Source organism: Spirosoma validum (assembly GCF_014699035.1).
Taxonomy (GTDB): domain Bacteria; phylum Bacteroidota; class Bacteroidia; order Cytophagales; family Spirosomataceae; genus Spirosoma; species Spirosoma validum.
In genome coordinates, this window is sequence record NZ_JACXAA010000001.1 from 324,037 (window position 1) to 344,933 (window position 20,897).

Consider the following 20,897-nt stretch of genomic DNA (forward strand, 5'->3'; position numbering starts at 1 on the left):
ATCTATTTGGCATTTTTAGCGTACCACTCGCGGAAACTCTCTTTCGGAGGTTCAGGTAATTCGCGGGCGATGGCCCAGGGATTCAACGTACCATTGTGCGAGAGCGAATACGGCGTTGACGCCAGCACCCGACGAGCCGCTTTGCCCAACCGAGCGTAGAGCTTCGGGCGAGCCAGTACTTTTGCCAGGCCCTTCATACCCAATCGTTTGGCCGTAGGCATTGCTTTTTGCTCACCGATGATCTGCCGCCATTTGTAGAGTTGTACGTGAATATCAATCTTGACCGGACAAACATCCGAACAGGAACCGCATAACGTACTGGCAAAGGGCAACGTACTGTGTTTTTTCAGATCAACATTGGGCGAGAGAATGGAGCCAATTGGTCCCGGAACGGTGTAATCATAACTATGTCCCCCGCTCCGTCGATAAACCGGACAAGTGTTCATACAGGCGCCACAACGAATACATTTCAGCGATGCCCGGAAATCAGGTCGACCCAGTTGCTCAACACGTCCGTTATCCACAATCACGATATGCAACTCCTGGCCGGGACGAGGTTTGTGGAAATGGCTGGTGTAGGCCGTCATCAATTGGCCCGTTGCCGAACGAGTCAGCAGACGGGTAAAGACGCCAAGGTGTTCGAGTTTTGGAATAATTTTCTCGATGCCCATGCTGGCAATATGCACCGGAGCTAACGTAACGCCCAGATCGGCATTGCCCTCGTTGGTGCAGACGACAAACCCACCTGTTTCGGCAATAGCGAAATTCACGCCTGATAGAGCTGCATCAGCCGCTACGAAATGCTTACGCAGGTGTTGACGAGCCGTCTCAGCCAGAAACTGTGGATCGCTGGCTCCAGCCGGTGTGTCGAGGTACTTATGAAAAATATCACCAACATCTTCCTTCTTGAGGTGAATGGCTGGCATCACGATATGGCTCGGCGGCTCGTCAATTAATTGAATGATCCGTTCGCCCAAATCCGTATCCACTACTTCTACACCGTTTTTGATCAGATACGGATTCAGATGGCATTCTTCCGTGAGCATGGATTTACTTTTGACCAGCCGCGAGGAACCGTTTTTGCGTAGAATACTCAGCACAATCTCGTTGTGTTCCTGCGCATTGGCTGCCCAGTGAACGTGCGCACCATTGGCCTGAGCGTTCCGTTCAAACTCTTCTAAATACGTATCTAACTTACTGAGCGCGTGGTTTTTTATCTGCGAAGCTAGTTCGCGGAGTTCTTCCCATTCGGGCAGCGAATAGGCCATTCGGTCGCGCTTTTGCCGTACGAACCATAGTGCCTGATCGTGCCAGGTTGTGCGGTCAAAATCAGCGGTGAAGCGGTCGGCAGCTTGTGAGTGCGTCATAGGTCTCGAGCTTTGATATGCATAATTTTACCATCACGCTCGATAACTAACGTATCATCCTCGCGTTTCGCTTTTTCAACCAACCGCTTATGAGCCAGCCGAAACCCTTTCATAACTTTTTCTGAGATGTCTTCCTGTTTACTTACCGTTTCCATATTGGCTTAACAGATAATTCCACAAACCCTGATCGGATACTACATCCTCAAACAATAAACCACCTTTTGCTACTTCTACAGGCTCCTCACCGCTATTATTGATAAACAGAAATGAATCGCAGATTGGTAAATAAAGAGCGAATAAATTAATTAGTGCTCGCTCGTAACGACGGTAGATAATATCCGTAGGTATATTATGCCCACCCATAGATACACGTTTGGCGACTCGATTAACAGCCATTTCCGCTGAAGATAAATATACGAAGAAAAGCATGATAGTGTAGCCAGCTTCTCTTGCCCGGTGAATTGTTTGTACGTACGAGCGTGTGGATAACGTAGTTTCAAAAGCAAAGTCAACCCGTTTGTTAATCAAAAAATCAATCCGTTGCAGCATAATCCGTCCAGCTTCGAAAGCAACAGAATCAGGTTGAAAAGGCGATAAGCCACGAGCAACCGTAACGACGGCCCGGTTCGTCAGCATTAACAAATTCCCATACGTCTAAAATCTCGGGCAATAACGTATAAGCGGCTGTTGTTTTTCCGGCTCCATTGGGGCCAGCCATAATGTATAAATTCGGCATCTTACGAAACGCTTCCGGTCAGGATTTCTGCTACGTGCATCACGCGTATAGGTAACTTCTGCCGTCGCATGACACCTTCGAGGTGCATCAGGCACGATACGTCGCCACCGGTAATAACCTGAGCACCGTTCCTGACGTGGTCCTGCACGCGATCCTGTCCCATACGGGCCGATACAGCCGCTTCGGATACGCAGAAAGCACCCCCGAAACCACAGCACTCATCGTAGCGATCCAGCTCGATCAATTCCAGCCCACGGACCTGCTTCAGCAACTTACTGACCTTCCCATCACGATTTGGCGTCATTTCAGAATCGGGCGCTAAGCGCAACCCACGCTGACCGTGGCAGCTTTGGTGCAAGCCCACGCGATACGGAAACTCAGCGTCGATACTCGTTACGCCCAGTACGTCGGTCAGAAACTGGATAAGTTCATACGTGCGTTCACGAACATGCTTAACGGCGGGCGTCTGCTCAATGATGTTGAAATGCTTCCGGACGTGATACACACAGCTCCCCGATGGCGCTACGATGTAATCATAATCAGCGAAGGCTCGTACGTAGTTGTGATAGACCGGAATCGAATCGGCTTCGCAACCGGCATTGGCCATTGGCTGACCACAGCATGTTTGCTGCATCGGAAACGTAGCCTGAACACCAACCTTTTCCAGCAATCGCATCGTCGCGATACCAACTTGCGGATAGAACTGATCAACGTAGCAGGGAATAAATAAGGCAACGTTCATTCGAATGAGTGAATGAGCGAATGAGCGAATGAGCGAATAGGTCGGCTTAAGCTTTTCCTTAATTCACTCATTTACTCATTCACATCGTAAAAATATTTTTCATTAATACCCATTTTTCTCCGGGTTTCGCCATGGGAAGCGACTGCTGATACGTCCACATTAAATCCTCCCATTCCTGAACCTTCGGATTAGCCGCATCGGCGGCTGCTTTTGCGTCAAATGAGAACATATCGTCGGTCTCCATGATCATAAATAACCGATTGCCGATGCGATAAATTTCCATCTCCGTAATTCCCGATTCACGAATACTCGCTTCTATTTCGGGTCGAATACGTTTATGGTATTCTTCATACTCAGCAATTCGAGCCGGGTCATCTTTTAAATCGAGTGCAAGGCAATAACGCATACTTTCTGATCGGAACGCCGACGCGGCCGGACTCATAGAATGTGAATGATTTACAGGACTGTGTAAAATCTGCTCAATTCAATGAACCGCAGGCAAGTTAAGTGGTGGTGGCGTAGCAACTTTCCTTTGCTTACCCTATCCTTTTCTAATTAAATTACTGGTGCCTGTTCTACGTCCTTGAAACGGGTTTGGTAACCTTGCATGGCGTAAAACACAATAAAAGCAAAGCAAACTAAGGGCACGATCAACGCATAAACCGGACCTTTGGCAAACAGTGCTCCAGCGACTAACGGCATGAGCGCCCCACCGGCAATACTCATGATCACCAGCGACGACGCTATTTTCGACTCAGCGCCAAGTCCCTTCGTAGCCAGCGCGAAAATGGTCGGGAACTGAATCGACTGGAAGAAATACGTAAAGCTGAGGGCAATCACGGCTGTCAAACCACCCAGGAGCATAGCCAGTAGAACCATGACCAATGCGCCAACTGCGTAAATCGTCAACACGACGTTCGGCCGAATACGGGTCATCAATGACGTACCGACAAAGCGACCCAGCATAAACAGAACTAAGGCGAACGACGCGTGAAAGCCAGCGATTTGTGTCAATGATAGATCGCTGGAACCACCAGTAAGCGAGTTGATCAGATTCATATAACCCTCGGCCAATACCCAGTGGCCTTCGCGCGAGAAGTCGAGTTTAAGGTCAACAAAATACCCCCAGAGTGTGGCTTGCGCCCCTACGTTTAAAAATTGGGCAATGATGCCTAACGTCAAATGTCGGTGTCGGAAGATTCGCATAACCGATACCTCTCCGGCAGCCTGTTCCTCTTCGGCACCAACTTCCGGCATTTTTGTAATGGCAAACAGCAAAAACACGAGCGCAATAATTGACCCGATCACTAAATAGGGTCCCTGAACCGAAAGGGCTTCCTCAACCCGAATCGCTTCTGCCAGTGCCGGCGCCATTGTCGTCAGCATTTCGGGCGTGTACTCTGTTTTGGAAAAAATAAACAGCGCGCCAATTACGGGGCCCAGAATCGCACTAATTCCGTTGAATGACTGCGAAAAATTAAGTCGCCATTCTGATTTTGACGGATCGCCAAGCACTGTTACGTAGAGATTAGCTGCCGTTTCCAAAAAGGCAATCCCACAGGCCATTGTGAACAGGGCCAGTAAGAAAAAGCTATAAACCCGTACTTCAGCCGCCGGATAAAACAAAAAAGCTCCTCCCCCATACAGCAACAAACCGAGTAAAATACCACGTTTATAGCCAAACTTCCGCATCACGTAGCCCGCGGGTAGCGCCATGAAAAAGTAGCCGAGATAGAACGCAAAATCGACAATACCGGCCTGAAAGCGGTTCAGATCCAGCGCGATTTGAAACTGTTTAATGAGCGATCCATTCAGGCTATTGGCTAAGCCCCACAGGAAAAACAAACTGGTTACCAGCGCAAACGCTAGTCCATAATTACCAGTCTCCTGACCGGGTTTCAGTTTAACATTATCAGAAGCGGGGCCAAGAGCCATTTAATATATGATTTAGGATTGTTGATTTACGGCAATTAATGGAACGCTGACTCTTATGATTTAATAAGATCTAACTTACCATAGTATTCATAAAAATCAGCGTTCCATTATGTTTTGACATCCTTATGCAAAAATTTAGTCCGTAATGGATCGATCCAAATGTGTGTAGCCACCATCGACGTGAATAAGCTGGCCGGTTGTGTGGCTTGATTTATCTGACAAGAGGAAGGCAACCATATTCGCCAGTTCTTCAGTAGTAGTCATTCGATGTTCGAGCGGAATTTTCGAGACAATCTGCTTCAGTTTTTCTTCCGGATTCGGCAGGGTTTTAATCCAGCTTTCATAAAGTGGTGTCCAACTCTCCGCCACCACAACGCAGTTAACCCGAATTCCATAAGGGAGCAGTTCAACCGCCCACTCACGAGTGAGGGCGTTACGTCCGCCGTTGGCTGCGGCATAGGCCGATGTATTTCCCTGACCCGTTTCGGCTACTTTTGAACCGATATTAACGATTGGACCTTTCGATTCTTTCAAGGCGGGCAGCGCGTAGTGAGCCATCAGGTAATAGTGCACCAGGTTCTTATGGAGAGAGGCAATAAATCCTTCGTATGAGCCATTTTCCAGGCCAACGCCATCATTTACACCCGCGTTATTAACCAGTCCATCGATACGTCCAAACTGTGCCAGTGTTTGTTCGATAGCTTGTTTGCACGGCTCAGGTTGCGATAACTCCGCAACAAACTGATACGCCTGACCACCTTTGGCACGAATGGCATCAACGGTTTTATTGTTATCGGTTTCATTGCGGCCAATAATTACGGGAATAGCGCCTTCAGCGGCCAGCACGGTTGAAATCCCTTCACCAATGCCTTTGGCACCACCTGTAACAAGAATGACTTTATCCGTCAAATTCAGATTCATACGTTAATTGATTTACGAATGACGTAGTGTTTCGAATCACGATTGAGAACGCTACGTTGATTCCAATAGAAAGCCGAAACGAGAAAGGCAAACCTACGCCTTTTCTCCTTTCGGCTTTTTTATTTCACTAGCAAGTATGCTGTAGGATCTTAGCAATCTGCGTCTTTGTTAATACACAAACCCTACGATTGGACAGCTATGGTACGTAGGTTTCCAGCACCGTCATATCACCGTCGGGAACGAGCGTTACATTGTTGATTGAGGCCGGAATCAGGACACACTGTCCCATTTTGAGCGATATACTATGGCCTCCCTCCGCTTCAACGGTTAAGGCCCCTGCCACACAGATCAACACGACAAACGAATCGATATGGGTATAGTCATGCTCGACTTCCTGATTGAAATTCAACACGTTGGTTACAAAGTAATCGCTCGTAACTGCATTGACACTCTCGTTAAGTTTTTTGTCGTACAGGGTTTTATACTGATCGTAGTGATGGTAATCGATGGCATCAACGGCTAGGTCAGTATGAAGTTCGCGTTTCTGACCAGTGGTAGCATCCACACGGTCGAAGTCGTAAATACGATACGTAGTGTCAGAGGTTTGCTGAATTTCGGCCAGTAACAATCCCTTTCCGATGTAGTGAACCCGACCAGCGGGTAGAAAAAATACGTCGCCGGGTTGGGCAGGCTCGATGTTCAGAATATCCTGAATAGTGTTATCGGCAACGGCTTTTACGTATTCCTCTTTCGTCACTTCGCGGTTAAAGCCCGAATTAAGTTTAGCACCTTTGTCGGCTTCAATGATGTACCACATCTCGGTTTTACCGAACCCACTACCCCGCTTTTTAGCCAGCTCGTCGTTCGGGTGAACCTGAATCGACAGATCATCATTAGCATCGATAAACTTGATGAGTAGCGGGAACCGATTACCGTACTTAGCATAAACGTGCCCGCCGACCAGTTTGTCTTTGTACTGCTCAACGAGTTCGTGCAGCGATTTCCCTTGTAGGCTTCCCTCCTTTACAACCGATACGTTGCCTTCTACATCGGACACCTCCCAGGTCTCGCCACAATTGGGTAGGGGAGAAAAATCTTTATCGAGAATGGTTTTGATTTTCTGACCACCCCAGATTTTGTCTTTAAAGATGGTCTCGAACGTAAGCGGGTACAACATGCGGGTGAATGGCTAATGGAGAATAAATACTATTGAAATTAACCGGCAAAGTAAGCCATTTGTTAATTACTTTATTCTTCGCGTCCTGAAGCCTTATATACACCTAATTCCGCTAATTGCACAGGCCCGTTAGCGTTCGTCATCGTCAACCGAATTCGGCTACTCTTTACATCCGGGAAACGTAACAGTCGTTTGTAACCTACGGTCGTGAAGGTCTGGATGGTCTTCCAACCTGCCCCATCCCAGTATTCCACCCGGCCACTGGCTACGTGTTGCCCATTGGCGATATTTTCCTGAATCGAAATCCGATCGAATGATTGTTCAGTGCCTAAATCAAGGGTCAGTGGTTGATTGGCGGATAGTGTTGTGAACGTAGCTAACTGCTTATCCGTCAGTTTAGGCTGCCTGGTGACCAGATTATTTTTGAACGTTTCGTCCAGAATACTCCGAAATTCTTTCAGACTGGCAATGTCTGGCTCCGAGAAAAGACCCTCACGATTCGGTGGTACGTTAAGCAGCAATAAACTATTCCGACCAACGGACTGATAGTACAGGTTTACCAGATTCTTACCCGAGCGCACTTTCGCATCTTCGGCAGCGTGATAAAACCAGCCCGGACGAATCGATACGTCTGTTTCGGCGGGAACCCATTGTTTCCCCGTCGCATCACCCCGATTCAGGTATTTGGAATCTGCTTTGCCAGGAGCCAGTCCTTCGGTGTTGATGGTCGACCAGCAGGTTTCGCCCGCATTACCCGCTTCGTTACCCACCCAGCGTACATCCGGGCCAGCATCGGAAAACATCACAGCACCAGGTTGTAATTCACGTACCAGCGCCCAATAACCCTCAAAATCGTAGGTCATGTCTTTCGCGTTTTCCCCCTTGGCTCCGTCAAACCAAACCTCTGAAATGGGACCGTAGTTCGTCAGCAGTTCGCGGAGCTGGCTTTTGTAATAATCATTGTAGGAGGCCGTACCGTAGCGCGGCTCGTGACGGTCCCAAGGCGAGAGATAAACCCCGAATTTCAGACCAAACTCGCGGCAAGCATCGGCTACTTCTTTCACTACGTCGCCTTTACCATTTTTCCAGGGACTATTCTTCACCGAGTGTTCGGTCATTTTCGAGGGCCATAGGCAAAAGCCGTCGTGGTGTTTGGCCGTGATGATGGCCATTTTGAAACCCGCATCTTTCAGCGATTTGATCCATTGGCGGGCATCGAGTTTGGTAGGATTGAAAATCGACGGGCTTTCGGTTCCATCACCCCATTCCTTATCCGTATACGTATTGACGGTGAAGTGCAGAAACGCCGTGGTTTCAAGAGGTTGCCAGGCCAGTTGACGCGGACTTGGCTTGGGTTGTGAATACGTCAGTGTTGCGGTTACCAAGGCCGCCAATCCAGATAGAAAAAAAGAGCGCATAGAGGAGCAGGGAAGTCTATAAAGGGTCCTTAAACCACCAGTTTTTGAAGTACCAAAAGTACTCAAAAAACGCAGGAACCCATTTTCTGCTTCATTAACGATCTGTACTACGAATCATATGTTTCTCGAAATGTGCTGACAATCAATGTGAACATACTTGAATAAAGATGAACAGCTTCTGTTGACTGATTGTCCAACTGACACTGTATTTTTGTATGGTTCTTAAACAAATAATAAACCAATGAACGCAAAGCAACTTCTGCTCTCGTTAGCCTGCGTGCTAGCCACCCTAACCATTAATGCACAGGATGATCCGGCCAAACGGCCAAGTCCGCCGGCCGAAGCCAAAGCCACCGTTGGTGGCAAAACGATTACCATTAAGTACAGTAAGCCATCCGTCAAAGGCCGGGAAATCTTCGGGAAACTCGTGCCTTATGATAAGGTCTGGCGCACAGGCGCTAACGAAACAACGACTATTGAATTTTCGGACGACGTAACCCTAGAAGGAAAGCCCGTTGCCAAAGGACGTTACGCTTTATTTACGATTCCGACGGAAAAAGATTGGACAATCATTATTAACAAAGGCATTAAGTGGGGGGCATTCACCTATAAGCAGGACGAAGACGTATTGCGGGTTAACGTGCCAGCCAAGAAGTCCGCTAAGTTTGCCGAGCAGATGGCGATTGACATTTCGCCCAAAGGCGTTGTATCGATCAATTGGGCCGATGCACAGGCGGATTTCACAGTGAAATAGACCGTATTTACCGACACTTGTTAACGAAGTGAGGGCAGATTGAGAATCTGCCCTCACTTCGTTAATAGCCTTTCAAAGAATCTGTTCCAGCATTCGAATATAGCCATCTACGCCTTCCTGGATTTCTCGAAGATAAATGAACTCATCGGCTGAGTGCGACCGTCCCGAATGCCCCGGTCCACATTTGAGTGACGGACAATTCAGCACGGCCTGATCGGACGTAGTGGGTGACCCGTAGGCATGACGACCCAGCGCGAGACCCGCTTGTACAATCGGATGATCGATTGGAATGGACGACGGTTTCAGGCGGATGGAACGGGGTTTTACATCAGATTGAATATTAGCCCGAATACTATCAATCACTTCTTCGAGCGTGTATTGCTCCGTCACACGCACGTCTACAGTAAACGTACACGTATCGGGCACTACGTTGTGTTGTGTACCCGCGTTGATGATCGTTACCGACAGCTTAACCGGACCTAAAGTTGGCGATACGTTCGGGAATTGATACGTAGTAAGCCAGTTTATATCTCTAATGGCTTTATAGATGGCATTATCCCCTTCGTCGCGAGCCGCGTGACCGCTTACGCCGTGGGCTGTGCAGTCGAGCACAAGTAATCCCTTTTCGGCAATGGCCAGTTGCATTTCGGTCGGTTCACCAACAATGGCGAAACTAATCGGCGGTAAGTCGGGCAACAAAAATTCCAGCCCATCGCGCCCTGAAATCTCCTCTTCAGCCGAAGCAGCCATGACCAGATTATAGGCCATATCGGGCCGATCGTAGAAGTAAACGAACGTAGCAATCAGCGAAACCAAGCAGCCTCCAGCATCATTACTACCCAAACCAAACAGTTTGCCGTCACGCTCAATAGGTTCGAACGGATCAAGTGTCCACGATTGATTGGGTTTGACCGTATCGTGATGCGAGTTCAGCAGAATAGTCGATTTAGCCGGATCGAAATGGCGGTTCTTCGCCCATATATTGTTTTTTAGTCGCTCGAAAGGAATCTGCTTTTCCTGAAAAAAGGATTCAATCAGTGCGGCCGTTCGATCTTCCTCCCGACTGAAAGATGGGGTTGCGATCAGGCGTTTGAGCAGTGCAAGCGCATCAGCTGACAGGGTATTTTGCAGGGATGATTGAGCAGTTTGTTGCGTCATAATAAAGACCTTTAGCGGCTCAAAGATACGCTCAAAGTAGGTTACGAAACTGTTACGTTTGCTTACGCTTCCCGGGTTGCTACGTCCATAAGGCGCATGTCGAATCGTTTAGCCTTCGTAGAATTTCACACCTTTTTCGAGTAGAAATGTTTTGATTACATCGACATGAACGCACTGCCCAACATTCAGGAACGGATAGTTGGATACACGACTCTTACGCCCGTTAACCATTACCTCACGATCTTCAATGTCAAAACCCATATGTAGATGACGGGTTGAGGACTGCATCCCATAAACCAGCCCTTTAGGATCAAACAGCGGACCGCCACTCTGCCCACGCAAACCGGGGGTGCTCATTTCAATACCCGTTATACCACTTTTTTCACTGATCAACCGGGTGATAATGCCATCGGTAGGAAATCTTGGAGAGGTAGTACGTCCCGTGGCTACCCATTCGATATCATCCTTGGAGGGATTATAGTGGAAGTTGTTGAATTCGGGAAACGGATACCCCAACCGACACAAACTTCGACCCGCTTTTACGAGCGAACTGTCGCCCAGAAACGTAGCATATGAACGGTATAACAATCGGTTATAGCCTTCAAAATGCAATATGGCTAAATCCTGTGTGGGATGAGACTCAATGGCAATTTTCGTATACTGATCGACGCAACCGATAAAGCTGTTGCGAACACGAATGATCGTATCGGCACTTAGCTTAAATTTATTCTCCAACTGGCTTAGAAGGTGTGTATAATTTTTGTTACGCAGTATATCCCGGTGAGCCCCCTGAAAGCTGCGGTGATGCTGGTGAATGGTATCGGCCTGATCGATTAGTTCGGCAACGTGTTTGCAGGTGATAGCATATCCTTCCTGGTTGACGAAAAAAAGTGTGGCCGTACCGGGCACGACTGCATCATGGCCATAAAGCCGAACAATCGAATGCATGGGGCGGGTAAACGTATCAACGCGTTCAATGGCGTCAACAAACATAAAAAAGTGGTAAAGGAGTTAGCGAGTCAATCAGTAAGCCATCGTTCTATACAGCTTACCAATTGACTCGCTAAGTTACTCCCTAATCGCCTATTTTTTAGGTTTCACCCTTACCTCAGTTGGAACAACAGCACCTGGCACATCATCAACGGAAGCCTGACGGGGCGCATCCGGCGTATAAGTTATCGTATTCTCCTGTTAGCCAGATACAGAACTGTCGCTGGTGGTCTAAGCCAGCAAGTTTTAACCAAGTAGATAAGCTTGCTTAAACCGCGTTCCTAGTCTATCGATTCAGTTTCGTTGAATCACGGATACCAAGCGGACCAGGCGCTGTTGAGTCAGTGGTTTGGCCATGCGCTTCCTCGACGCTTGCTTTAGTAGCTGCCGACGTATCTTCAACCTCATTCGACTCCACACGGGATGTTGAATCTGTACTAATCCCATCAGTACTATTCTGATTTTCGCTGCACTTCTGCACTAGTAGCCCCAGAACCAATACCGCAATGGCAATCATAGCCCACCGCAACCAGCGCACGTTTTCGTGCCGACGATCGCCTTCAGGGCTTTTGGGAATGTTAGGATTGATGACGGTTCCGCTAAAGTTATCGGTTCCCTGCACTTCGGTTTGCTGACCTGCGGGCGTTACAAGATCATCGAATCCAAGTAAACTACCCACTCCATCTAAACCTGTGGGTAATGTCTTTCTAAATTCAGTCGCCTGTCCCAGCAATAATGTTTTCAGGCTCTCGGCAGTCAGGCCTTTCTCTTGCTCCTGACGCCCCAGAACGCCTACCAGCACGGAGCCCGCCAGACTCATAATGGTTTGAACCGACTGTGGTTTTGTTCCGCTATATGTACTGATTAGCTCAGTTGCACGCGTGAGCTTATCCTCAAAGATTTCATTCAGAAAATCTCGCCCAGGTGCGTTACTATCGACTGTATTGGACTTTGCATCAATGGCCTGACTCACATCAAGCGGTGTGTTTCCGTAGTCACCTTTATCCAGAAAGCTAACAATTGACGATGCTCCTCCTGTAGCCTGCACGCGTCGGGCCAAACCACCTAATAATGTTGGCAACGTACCATTAATGGCTTTTAACGTATTAGCCGATGATTCATTCAGAGCACTGCTCAGTTGGTCGACAACGGTAGGAGTGAACTGTTCTTTGAGGTAAGAGATTAAATGAACGGCCATAAGTTTTTCATTGAGTTGCGCTCAATAAACCGGCCATCTGTCTGATTGTTTCGTAAACGGAGAAGCTATAAAAGGCGCAGGGTGTAAATTAGGCTTATCAAGCCAACTTACACCCTGCGCCTTTTATGTCTCTACAACGTGTTCTTACAGTTGTGGAATCCGCAACACCTGATCCGGATAAATTTTGTCTGGATCGCTCAACATAGGCTTATTAGCCTCGAAAATAACGCCGTATTTCATGGGATCACCATAAACTTCCTTCGCTATTTTCGATAGTGAATCACCTGATTTCACTGTATAGAATTTGCCTTCTGCTGCGGGTTCATCAACAGACAGTTGATTGTCCACTGCTGACACGCCTTCTACGTTACCTACTGCTAATGCTATTTTTTCCGAATCTTCCTGCGACTTTACGGAGCCCGTTAACGTAACGGTATCGCCTTTGGTCTTAACCGTCAGGCTATTGTAAGCAAGGCCCAGTTTCTTAACATGGTCAAGCAGTGCCTGTGCCCGTACTGGTTCAACCTTCTCGGCTTCTGCTGGCGCAGCTGCAGCTGGGGCATCATTGTGAAAGATCTTTTCGCCTACTCCTTTGAAAAATGATAACAGACCCATTGGTTTAGTATGGTTTGAATGGAACATGTAATAAACGGCCGGCCACTACGCCAATCGATTTTTAAAACAACATCTTCTCCAAGCGATTGTTTTCATATAATCAATTACGCCTTAGTAAGTTTTACGTAACAAGGGTCAATTGGTCACATAAAAAGGGATACTTTTACGTTCTTTTTTTCAAGTTTATCCATTTTTTTTACAATCAACCTATATAACTCGAATGCAGGTTTACACAAGATTGCGGTGGGGGGTGATCGTAACCACATTGGTTAGCCTCATTGCCTGCACTACTAACGACATTGATCCCAACGGAGGGAATGGTGAAACACCCAGTAAGGGAAACGCCGATTTTACCAAATACGTAGCGGTGGGGAACTCACTGACCGCTGGCTTTGCCGACGGGGGCCTTTACCGCGATAGCCAACTAAACGCTTATCCAAACATTCTGGCCGGTCAATTCAAAACGGTAGGTGGTGGCGACTTTATTCAACCGTTGTTTGCGGAAGCTCAGGCTGCTGGATCGGGCTATATGAAACTGGTTCAGGTACCGGATACTACAAATCCAATCTCACTGATCTCGGCGATTAAGCAGGTAGCACCGGGCGCCGTTCGAGTAACAAATACGAATGGCTCAGCTCTGTTCACTAAGTTTACGGGCGCCAATCAGAACTTAGGCGTTCCCGGCATCAAAATGGGTGACATCTTACTGCAAGGATATGGCTCTACGCAAGGTAACCCTTATTTTGAACGACTTTTGGGCGATGCCGATCAGGCGACAACGTATTTTCAGTACGTTAGCAATAATCTTACGGGGGCTACTTTTTTCTCTTGCTGGTTAGGTAACAACGATGTACTGTCCTATGCCACCTCGGGTGGTGTTTCTGCCCTCACGCCATCAGCCTTATTTACAACCAATTATACGGCTATGATGAACAAGCTGACGGAAGGTGGTCGTAAGGGGGTAGTTATTGGTATCCCAAATATTACGATAGCGCCTTATTTTCGGCTTATCACACTTTCCGTCATTAATCGCCTATTTAAAGTATTAGCGCCCGGAACCCCTGATCTTCCGGCATTGGCGATTCAGGCGTCCGATGCGCCCCAGGGCGTCCGTGCTTCTACGGCTAACGACCTGTTTCTGTTATCGCTTGCCAACCAGACTGAATTGACCAAGTTTGGGCGTACAGATGTAGGCACAAAAGTTGGCCGTTATGGGTTAGATGCTACCAATCCCTTACCGACAACATTTGTATTGGATGCCGGAGAAATAGCGACCATGAATGCGCGCATTGCCGAGTTTAACGGAGTCATGAAAACGCAGGCAGATGCCAAAGGAGTAGCTTATGTTGATCCGAACACGGTATTAACTCAACTTGCTTCTGCAACAGGACTTCAGCAAAACGGCATTAAGTATACAGCTGCATTTATTCAGGGAGGAGCATTTAGCCTGGATGGCATTCACCTTACTCCGGCTGGTTATGCGCTTATAGCCAACGAAATCATTAAAGGTATTAATGCTAAGTATGCCTCGACCGTACCGCAGGTTAATCCCGCCAACTATCATCGTGTTCTCCTGCAACAATAAGACAGTACGTATGAAACTTTATCAATTGTGGTTATCTATAGTATTTCTGGGAAGCCTGTCGTCTGCATTAGCTCAGAACACTCAGCCATCTTCGCTTGAGTTTGGCATTAAGGGTGGAGGTACGTTGACACACGGCTTCACGAACATCCCAGCTCAAACCGTCGATGGCGTTCAGATACCGGCCGTCGAAAATAAAAGCAACGGCATTGGCATCGGTTATACGGGCGGATTGTGGGGACGTATGAATTTCCCTCACTTTTTTATTCAGGCCGAGGTAACGTATAATCGGTATGTATTAAAGCAAAAAACCGACGTAACGGTAGACATAAACGCCAATCCAGCTCTAGCGAACGCACTACCTGTTAGCGTACAACCCGGCTTGCTGAATGCCAGTTTGAACGCGGTCTCTGAATCGGTATTGGAATCTGTTGATGTACCTATTCTCGTAGGAAAACGGTGGATGGATGGCCGATTACGGGGCTACATTGGCCCAAACTTCATTTTTGTGCAGAAAGCGGAAGTCACCCGAACAACGAGCGGTCAGATTAATGCCAATACAAACGTAGGATTTCCACAAACGACGATCCCGCCAACGACGGGTACAACGGACCTGCGGAATAAATACGTAGCGCAATACCTTGAAGTAAAGGATTTTACGTATGCAGTAGAATTGGGGGCTGGCTACAGCTTGTTGAATGGTCTAGATATTGATGTGCGGTATGCAGTACCAGTTGGAGGCATTTACAAGGATACTAAAATAACAGGCTTTCTGGGTATTGCGACTGTTTCGCTCGCTTTCAAAGTATTTTAAAACAGCATAGGGGATCTATTATAATCCCCTATGCTGCTAATAACTGTTCAGGAAGACTATTATTTCAAAAATACCTCGCCTACTGTAGTGAGTTTCAGTAGGATTGGTAGTACTTGTCGTCCTTTTGATGTTAAGGCATATTCCACGCGAGGTGGTACTTCATTGTATATTTTCTTTTCAATAACTCCCAGATTCATTAAGGACTTAAGTTCCTGAATTAAAACCTTTTCGCTCACCTGAGGAATCATTCGGCGTAGTTCACCGTATCTACGTACTTCTGTTCCTATTTGATAAATTATATGTAGTCGCCATTTCCCACGAATAATTTCTAACGTTTTATCAAGAATGGAGTGCTTGGTGCCGATAGATTTCTGAGTACTAATTTTTGCATCCATGAGAAAATTTTTTACTAACCTCTTGGTAAGTAAGTCGTTGATTAAAAAGGACTTGAACCAATATGAGCAAATATATATATTTATATTCAATCTAAAACAAGAGTAATTTAGCGCTAGATCGACCTGTAAAAATTTATGTATGTAACCATCTGCTAGTCAACAAAAAAATGTGAATGGCCTCACTTTGTTTACTATAAATTATAAAACAAGTTATAGATACAGTCTTTAGTTTACATACATTATAGATTTATTTTAGCGTATAATTTGTAAATATTAGTGAGATTGACTGTTATAACTATCTGATTCCTACAGTTGATTCGGTAGAGAAAAAATGCTGCTGATGGCAATTTCGATTATTTTTGTAGGCTAATGTGACTTACTCCGTTCATTAATTGAAAACATTGCTTGTTGTGGCTGGACCAACCGCTGTTGGCAAGACAGCCCTATGTGTTCAACTAGCCAAAGAACTGCAAACGGATGTGGTTTCTGCTGATTCCCGACAACTTTACCGTGAACTAGATATTGGCACTGCTAAGCCTTCGCTTGCCGAAATGAATGGCATCCGTCATTATTTTATTGATTCTCATTCGATTACAGACCCCGTAAATGCCGGACGGTATGAACGCGAATGCCTTACCCTACTAGATAATCTCTTTCAGGATAAAGACGTAGTGATTCTGTCGGGTGGAACGGGGCTCTATATTAACGCCGTTTGCTTCGGCCTCGACGACATTCCCCCTGTTGAGCCCACTCTCCGCGAACTGTTGTTTTCTCGTCTGCAACAGGAAGGTCTGGAATCACTACAGAATGAATTGCGCCAGTTAGACCCCCAGTATGCGCAGACGGCCGATTTACAGAATCCAGTTCGGGTGACGAGGGCTTTGGAGGTATGTCTGACAACGGGGCTTCCTTATTCATCGTTTCGACGTCAGCAAACAGCCGAACGACCATTCCAGTCTGTACTGATAGCGCTCGAACGGCCGCGTGACGAACTGTATGCCCGAATTGATGCCCGTATGGATGCCATGCTTGCAGAAGGACTAATTGAAGAAGTTCGCTCTCTCCAACCCTACCGACACGTAGCAGCTCTGCAGACAGTTGGCTACCAGGAAGTTTTTCCGTATCTGGACGGTACGTACGATTATGCCGAAATGGTCCGCTTACTCAAACGAAACTCCCGACGCTACGCCAAGCGCCAACTAACCTGGTTCCGAAACCAGGGTAATTATCACTGGTTCGGACCGGAAGAGAAGGAAAAGATACTCAGCTACGTGACAGATCGTCTGTAAGTACGTATCAGCTTACTGGGCGCGATAAGCCAGCATGCCGCCAATCACATTTCGAACATTATTAAACCCGCTTTCTTCCAGAAGTTGTTGTGCCCGCGCGCTACGTGCTCCTGAACGGCAGTGTACAATAACTTCTTCGTCCTGCAATCCATCGAGTTCATCTAGCCGATATTGTAATTCGCCAAGCGGAATAAGCGTAGCGCCAATATTGTCTGCCTCGTATTCGTTCGGCTCACGAACGTCAATCAGATTTATCTTTTCGCCTTTGTCAAGTCGTTCTTTTAACTCCTGCACGGTAATGTCCATAATCAGTCGGTAGTTGATAAGGGTTAGTCGATAGCATTTCAAAATGCCTGATCAATAATCCCTGTCATTAATGTTGAATTATAATCTTTTGTACGTTGGTGCGCTGGTCAGCCCAAAGTCGTATTAAATAAAGGCCATCAGGCAAATAACTCAGATCTAACGTTTGTTGACCACGTACTGGTTCAACTGTATGTATTATCTGTCCGCCAGTGCTTATAACATCCAATTTTGTCAAACGCTGTTCATCCCAACGGATCAGTCCGGCGGTTGGGTTTGGATAGACCTGCAAAGCTGCCAGCGGTTCGGGGTCAGGCGTGGCCGTCACAACTGTATCAGGTTGTCCACCCATGATAGGACGTAGCATAAAAGCTCCCTGAACGTTCAACGACGACGATGAACCGTTCTGCTCCCAATTTGTACCACCATTGTAAAAAATCTGCGTCCCGAACGGGCTGTTCTTATCAAAACCCAATCGCAGGTAAGTCGTATCGCTACTACTGACCTGCTGATAACCAACGTAAAAAGTATCTCTTACTGAAACGTTTTTAGTAAACGCAAAGTCAACAAAACCATTACGATAAGTCGGGTACTGGGTTGTAAATGATTGCCGATAGATGATAGTCCCAGGCCGCCCGCCATTGTTGCTATACACATTGATAACGAATGACTGTCCTGTCTGATTGGTCGTAAAGGGAACGATGCAGGCTTTAACACCCACCATAGCATCGGGCTTGTTCAATACAAACCGCACCGCAATCTGCTCGCGTTGCCGGATCTGTTGGGCGTATTCCCACGTACCATCGTCATACGCATAATAATTGTCGAGGGCTGCTACAGCCGAAATCGTATCGTTTCGGCGAAGATTAACACCAGGAATCGATGGGTTCTGATCGTCAGTTGTCAACAGATCAAATTTATACCGTAGCATCGCTCGGGTGGCAGAGCCAAATCCCGTAACTGGTCTCGGTTTCGCTGATTTACGCTGCGAGCTAAGAGCCGGAATCAGTACTGAACTTGTTTGTGGATCATCCTGGACTAGGCGTCCTGATGTTTCGTCCCGCACTGTAAAACGGAAGGTAGTAAAGTTAAAGTTATTGAACAGGTTGTAACTATCTGTCATAACTGAATCAGCCGTTTCTGCGGCAGGATTGACGACGTACTGCGTTAAGGGCATGGCTGTGTAGCGCTTCAGCAACGGACTGAGCGCCTGCCGCATTGCTACGTCCTTTACAAACCGATCGTTTACAGAGCGTCCACGATTCATGTAAATATAATCGACATTCCAGGTATCGAATGGCCCCGATGCTCGCCCGAATGAACGGAACCGAAAGGCAAATCCAGCATGGAAATAAGCCGCCTGACGTACCGGCACAAAAACCTGAAAGAAGTTATTATTGATGATCCCACCCGCAATTGCCCAAACTGTTTTCCAGCTACCTGTACGGTCCAAAAACTGGAGCGTAAGCGAATCAGCCGCCTGACGACTCAGTGAATCACCCGGATCCGGCGCTTCGCCCAATCCTTTTGCCTGCCAATAGAAACTGATATACACCGAATCGGCCACCGACAGCCCATTCAGGTTAATAGGCAATGAAGCCAGCGTATCCGTATATCCCTGAGCCAATGGACTGTTTTGTATGTAAGGTCGCCCATTAGCCATCAAGCCATCAAACGACGCTACATTAACGGTTGGCTGATTAATAGCCATCGTATTGTTGATGTATACGCCACTACCGGACTGCCAACGATTAGCATCAGGTCGGTCAATACCGGGTCGGCCAGACGCCGTCGAGAAATCCTCGAAAAATGGCAGTGTCGTTTGAGCCGAAACTACTGAACTAGTCAGAGTAGCCCACACCAACAGAAAGCCGACAAGAAATCGTCGGGTAAAAGCGGCTATAACTGATTGATTACGTAAAGCGATTTCCATTTGGTATCGTGCCGAAAACGATGTTACTGATCGGACTCAATCGGCCCAACAACCCACAAATCCATTGTCTCACCAACACGAATGCGCTCGCCCGAACGGGCTTCAGGATGCTGCCGGACAACCGTTCCAACCTCCTTCTCGGGGTCGGTAACGGAAATTTTTGTACCTACCTTCAGATTAGACCCACGAATGGCGGCTTCGGCTTCATCAAGCTGTAAACCCACTACGTCGGGTACAGCAAACATGGTGCTACCCAGGCCATCGCCAATTTCAAAGTCAATTTTTGCCCCTTTCGGCACAGGCGTACCGGGTGCAATTTCTTTCCCGTTATAAAGCTGATGAAGAACCGCATTTTTGGCTACGTCCGGTACGTATGTTTGCTCGCCTAACTCCAGACCTATCGATATCAGGTTCAGCTTAGCGCTCTGAAGCGTCAGGTTAACCAATTGTGGCATCGACACCAAAGGTGCTACGCGTCTGGTGATCGTTAAATATATTTTACGACCCTCTTTTACTTTTGAGTTTGCTCGTGGGTACTGCTGAACAACCGTTAACGGCTGTGATTTAGCCACATAGGTACAGTCGCTGACTTCATAGCGCAAGCCCCGGTCATCCAGAAGATTTTGCATCTCATCAAAACTCAGGCCAGATACGTCGGGTACAGTAATTGTCTGTCCATGGTTGGTCGTGAATGGTAAATAAACAAAGAAAAACGCCAGAAATAAGGCAGCTACTAAGGCCAGAATAATGCCAAATTGAATCAGCAGATCAGAAAAGGAGCGGGTGCTGATTTTAGTCATTCGTTCGTAAAAAAATCATTCATTATCTGTTACGGTCATCGGTTTGCCCGGAAGTACGGAGATAGGCAACCGAATGATAGTCAATAGCAAAACGTATTGATTCGGTAAAATTAACGGTTTGCCTATGGCTACCGATACCCCGCCAGCATTTTTTTAATATACTTTCCGAGAATATCGAACTCCAAATTAACGACATCACCAGCTTTCAGGTTGCGAAAATTCGTGTGTTCGTACGTATACGGAATGATGGTAACGCGGAAGCTATCGTACTGCGAATTAAAAACGGTTAAACTCACGCCATTAATACAAATGGACCCTTTTTCGACGGTGATATTTCGATTATTCGGATCAACATCCATATCCGCATCGTACTGAAAATCGAAGAGCCAGCTCCCATTTAAATCCTGTACGTTCGTGCATACGCCTGTCTGATCGACATGCCCCTGAACAATATGTCCGTCGAAACGTCCATTTGCGGGCATACAGCGTTCCAGATTGACCCGATCGCCGATGGCAAATTGACCCAGATTCGTTTTTTTCAGGGTTTCATCAACCGCCGTTACGGTGTAGCTCCCATCAGCAACGCTGGTCACCGTCAGGCAGACACCGTTGTGGTTGACACTCTGGTCTATTTTCAGTTCAGAAGCCAGCGTTGATTCAATACTAAATGTCAGATTCGTGCCCTCAGCTTTAATAGCGGCTACCAGGCCAGTGCTTTCAACAATACCAGTAAACATAAAAGTCGTTAGTTGTAGTCGATAATCATACGC

Annotated in this window: 23 protein-coding genes; 4 read left to right on the plus strand and 19 right to left on the minus strand. The window is 47.1% G+C overall.

Annotated elements, in window-relative coordinates; genetic code table 11:
- Positions 1 to 2: 2 nt before the first annotated feature.
- The 10 genes from IC230_RS01295 to IC230_RS01335 form a co-directional block, all read right to left on the minus strand.
- Positions 3 to 1,367, minus strand: coding sequence for a lactate utilization protein B (locus IC230_RS01295; RefSeq protein ID WP_191037153.1), 1,365 nt, complete (start codon positions 1,365 to 1,367; stop codon positions 3 to 5).
- Positions 1,364 to 1,522: a hypothetical protein gene (locus IC230_RS01300; RefSeq protein ID WP_191037154.1), complete on the minus strand. Its 159-nt coding sequence runs from the start codon at positions 1,520 to 1,522 to the stop codon at positions 1,364 to 1,366. Before IC230_RS01300 ends, IC230_RS01295 begins: the two co-directional genes overlap by 4 nt.
- Complete coding sequence (locus tag IC230_RS01305; RefSeq protein WP_262893140.1) at positions 1,506 to 1,916, minus strand: zeta toxin family protein; 411 nt, start codon at positions 1,914 to 1,916, stop codon at positions 1,506 to 1,508. The genes IC230_RS01300 and IC230_RS01305 overlap by 17 nt, the downstream gene beginning before the upstream one ends.
- Before the next feature lie 28 nt (positions 1,917 to 1,944).
- Positions 1,945 to 2,103: a hypothetical protein gene (locus IC230_RS33895; protein WP_223860165.1), complete on the minus strand. Its 159-nt coding sequence runs from the start codon at positions 2,101 to 2,103 to the stop codon at positions 1,945 to 1,947.
- A 1-nt stretch (position 2,104) separates the two neighbouring features.
- Complete coding sequence (locus IC230_RS01310; RefSeq protein WP_191037155.1) at positions 2,105 to 2,845, minus strand: (Fe-S)-binding protein; 741 nt, start codon at positions 2,843 to 2,845, stop codon at positions 2,105 to 2,107.
- 79 nt (positions 2,846 to 2,924) lie between these two features.
- Positions 2,925 to 3,251: an L-rhamnose mutarotase gene (locus IC230_RS01315; RefSeq protein ID WP_191037156.1), complete on the minus strand. Its 327-nt coding sequence runs from the start codon at positions 3,249 to 3,251 to the stop codon at positions 2,925 to 2,927.
- Positions 3,252 to 3,400: 149 nt separating this feature from the next.
- Complete coding sequence (fucP, locus tag IC230_RS01320) at positions 3,401 to 4,780, minus strand: L-fucose:H+ symporter permease (RefSeq protein ID WP_191037157.1); 1,380 nt, start codon at positions 4,778 to 4,780, stop codon at positions 3,401 to 3,403.
- 135 nt (positions 4,781 to 4,915) lie between these two features.
- Positions 4,916 to 5,701, minus strand: coding sequence for an L-fucose dehydrogenase (locus IC230_RS01325; RefSeq protein WP_191037158.1), 786 nt, complete (start codon positions 5,699 to 5,701; stop codon positions 4,916 to 4,918).
- Positions 5,702 to 5,897: 196 nt separating this feature from the next.
- Positions 5,898 to 6,878 (minus strand): type I phosphomannose isomerase catalytic subunit, encoded by a 981-nt coding sequence (locus IC230_RS01330; protein ID WP_191037159.1) that lies wholly within the window; start codon positions 6,876 to 6,878, stop codon positions 5,898 to 5,900.
- A 71-nt stretch (positions 6,879 to 6,949) separates the two neighbouring features.
- The gene (locus IC230_RS01335; RefSeq protein WP_191037160.1) at positions 6,950 to 8,296 is read right to left on the minus strand and encodes an alpha-L-fucosidase; all 1,347 of its coding nucleotides are present in this window, start codon (positions 8,294 to 8,296) and stop codon (positions 6,950 to 6,952) included.
- Between the two features lie 241 nt (positions 8,297 to 8,537).
- Between IC230_RS01335 and IC230_RS01340 the strand changes: the two genes are divergently transcribed.
- Entirely contained in the window at positions 8,538 to 9,050 is a 513-nt protein-coding gene (locus tag IC230_RS01340) for a DUF2911 domain-containing protein (protein WP_191037161.1), read from the plus strand.
- 72 nt (positions 9,051 to 9,122) lie between these two features.
- Here IC230_RS01340 and IC230_RS01345 read toward each other — a convergent pair whose 3' ends face one another.
- From IC230_RS01345 to lysM, 4 genes are all read right to left on the minus strand, one after another.
- Entirely contained in the window at positions 9,123 to 10,208 is a 1,086-nt protein-coding gene (locus tag IC230_RS01345; protein ID WP_191037162.1) for a M20 family metallo-hydrolase, read from the minus strand.
- 108 nt (positions 10,209 to 10,316) lie between these two features.
- Positions 10,317 to 11,201: a trypsin-like peptidase domain-containing protein gene (locus tag IC230_RS01350; protein WP_191037163.1), complete on the minus strand. Its 885-nt coding sequence runs from the start codon at positions 11,199 to 11,201 to the stop codon at positions 10,317 to 10,319.
- Positions 11,202 to 11,484: 283 nt separating this feature from the next.
- Complete coding sequence (locus IC230_RS01355) at positions 11,485 to 12,396, minus strand: DUF937 domain-containing protein (protein WP_191037164.1); 912 nt, start codon at positions 12,394 to 12,396, stop codon at positions 11,485 to 11,487.
- Between the two features lie 144 nt (positions 12,397 to 12,540).
- Positions 12,541 to 13,011: a peptidoglycan-binding protein LysM gene (gene lysM / locus IC230_RS01360; RefSeq protein ID WP_191037165.1), complete on the minus strand. Its 471-nt coding sequence runs from the start codon at positions 13,009 to 13,011 to the stop codon at positions 12,541 to 12,543.
- A gap of 220 nt (positions 13,012 to 13,231) precedes the next feature.
- Here lysM and IC230_RS01365 point away from each other — a divergent pair, with 220 nt between their 5' ends.
- Together IC230_RS01365 and IC230_RS01370 are read left to right on the plus strand one after the other, a co-directional pair.
- Positions 13,232 to 14,596, plus strand: a complete 1,365-nt coding sequence (locus tag IC230_RS01365; RefSeq protein ID WP_191037166.1) for an SGNH/GDSL hydrolase family protein — start codon at positions 13,232 to 13,234, stop codon at positions 14,594 to 14,596.
- 10 nt (positions 14,597 to 14,606) lie between these two features.
- Positions 14,607 to 15,407, plus strand: coding sequence for an outer membrane beta-barrel protein (locus tag IC230_RS01370; protein ID WP_191037167.1), 801 nt, complete (start codon positions 14,607 to 14,609; stop codon positions 15,405 to 15,407).
- A gap of 59 nt (positions 15,408 to 15,466) precedes the next feature.
- Here IC230_RS01370 and IC230_RS01375 read toward each other — a convergent pair whose 3' ends face one another.
- Positions 15,467 to 15,802, minus strand: a complete 336-nt coding sequence (locus tag IC230_RS01375) for a winged helix-turn-helix transcriptional regulator (RefSeq protein ID WP_191037168.1) — start codon at positions 15,800 to 15,802, stop codon at positions 15,467 to 15,469.
- A 392-nt stretch (positions 15,803 to 16,194) separates the two neighbouring features.
- Between IC230_RS01375 and miaA the strand changes: the two genes are divergently transcribed.
- On the plus strand, positions 16,195 to 17,091 hold the full coding sequence (gene miaA / locus IC230_RS01380) for a tRNA (adenosine(37)-N6)-dimethylallyltransferase MiaA (protein WP_191037169.1): 897 nt from the start codon (positions 16,195 to 16,197) through the stop codon (positions 17,089 to 17,091).
- A gap of 12 nt (positions 17,092 to 17,103) precedes the next feature.
- Here the strand turns inward: miaA and IC230_RS01385 are convergent, their stop codons facing one another.
- The 4 genes from IC230_RS01385 to IC230_RS01400 form a co-directional block, all read right to left on the minus strand.
- On the minus strand, positions 17,104 to 17,397 hold the full coding sequence (locus IC230_RS01385) for a rhodanese-like domain-containing protein (protein WP_191037170.1): 294 nt from the start codon (positions 17,395 to 17,397) through the stop codon (positions 17,104 to 17,106).
- Between the two features lie 67 nt (positions 17,398 to 17,464).
- Positions 17,465 to 19,327, minus strand: coding sequence for a T9SS type A sorting domain-containing protein (locus tag IC230_RS01390; protein ID WP_191037171.1), 1,863 nt, complete (start codon positions 19,325 to 19,327; stop codon positions 17,465 to 17,467).
- A 23-nt stretch (positions 19,328 to 19,350) separates the two neighbouring features.
- Entirely contained in the window at positions 19,351 to 20,127 is a 777-nt protein-coding gene (locus IC230_RS01395) for a PASTA domain-containing protein (protein ID WP_191037172.1), read from the minus strand.
- Between the two features lie 128 nt (positions 20,128 to 20,255).
- Positions 20,256 to 20,864, minus strand: a complete 609-nt coding sequence (locus IC230_RS01400; protein WP_191037173.1) for a riboflavin synthase — start codon at positions 20,862 to 20,864, stop codon at positions 20,256 to 20,258.
- Positions 20,865 to 20,897: the final 33 nt, after the last annotated feature.

Coding starts and splice junctions, on each gene's coding strand:
- IC230_RS01325 (WP_191037158.1), bottom strand. CDS start 5,701: ATGAATCTGAATTTGACGGATAAAGTCATTCTTGTTACAGGTGGTGCC.
- IC230_RS01390 (WP_191037171.1), bottom strand. CDS start 19,327: ATGGAAATCGCTTTACGTAATCAATCAGTTATAGCCGCTTTTACCCGA.
- IC230_RS01300 (WP_191037154.1), bottom strand. CDS start 1,522: ATGGAAACGGTAAGTAAACAGGAAGACATCTCAGAAAAAGTTATGAAA.
- IC230_RS01335 (WP_191037160.1), bottom strand. CDS start 8,296: ATGCGCTCTTTTTTTCTATCTGGATTGGCGGCCTTGGTAACCGCAACA.
- IC230_RS01305 (WP_262893140.1), bottom strand. CDS start 1,916: ATGCTGCAACGGATTGATTTTTTGATTAACAAACGGGTTGACTTTGCT.
- IC230_RS01355 (WP_191037164.1), bottom strand. CDS start 12,396: ATGGCCGTTCATTTAATCTCTTACCTCAAAGAACAGTTCACTCCTACC.
- IC230_RS01370 (WP_191037167.1), top strand. CDS start 14,607: ATGAAACTTTATCAATTGTGGTTATCTATAGTATTTCTGGGAAGCCTG.
- IC230_RS01315 (WP_191037156.1), bottom strand. CDS start 3,251: ATGCGTTATTGCCTTGCACTCGATTTAAAAGATGACCCGGCTCGAATT.
- IC230_RS01375 (WP_191037168.1), bottom strand. CDS start 15,802: ATGGATGCAAAAATTAGTACTCAGAAATCTATCGGCACCAAGCACTCC.
- IC230_RS01365 (WP_191037166.1), top strand. CDS start 13,232: ATGCAGGTTTACACAAGATTGCGGTGGGGGGTGATCGTAACCACATTG.
- fucP (WP_191037157.1), bottom strand. CDS start 4,780: ATGGCTCTTGGCCCCGCTTCTGATAATGTTAAACTGAAACCCGGTCAG.
- IC230_RS33895 (WP_223860165.1), bottom strand. CDS start 2,103: ATGCCGAATTTATACATTATGGCTGGCCCCAATGGAGCCGGAAAAACA.
- IC230_RS01330 (WP_191037159.1), bottom strand. CDS start 6,878: ATGTTGTACCCGCTTACGTTCGAGACCATCTTTAAAGACAAAATCTGG.
- IC230_RS01310 (WP_191037155.1), bottom strand. CDS start 2,845: ATGAACGTTGCCTTATTTATTCCCTGCTACGTTGATCAGTTCTATCCG.
- IC230_RS01295 (WP_191037153.1), bottom strand. CDS start 1,367: ATGACGCACTCACAAGCTGCCGACCGCTTCACCGCTGATTTTGACCGC.
- IC230_RS01350 (WP_191037163.1), bottom strand. CDS start 11,201: ATGTTTGTTGACGCCATTGAACGCGTTGATACGTTTACCCGCCCCATG.
- IC230_RS01345 (WP_191037162.1), bottom strand. CDS start 10,208: ATGACGCAACAAACTGCTCAATCATCCCTGCAAAATACCCTGTCAGCT.
- IC230_RS01340 (WP_191037161.1), top strand. CDS start 8,538: ATGAACGCAAAGCAACTTCTGCTCTCGTTAGCCTGCGTGCTAGCCACC.
- IC230_RS01400 (WP_191037173.1), bottom strand. CDS start 20,864: ATGTTTACTGGTATTGTTGAAAGCACTGGCCTGGTAGCCGCTATTAAA.
- IC230_RS01385 (WP_191037170.1), bottom strand. CDS start 17,397: ATGGACATTACCGTGCAGGAGTTAAAAGAACGACTTGACAAAGGCGAA.
- IC230_RS01395 (WP_191037172.1), bottom strand. CDS start 20,127: ATGACTAAAATCAGCACCCGCTCCTTTTCTGATCTGCTGATTCAATTT.
- lysM (WP_191037165.1), bottom strand. CDS start 13,011: ATGGGTCTGTTATCATTTTTCAAAGGAGTAGGCGAAAAGATCTTTCAC.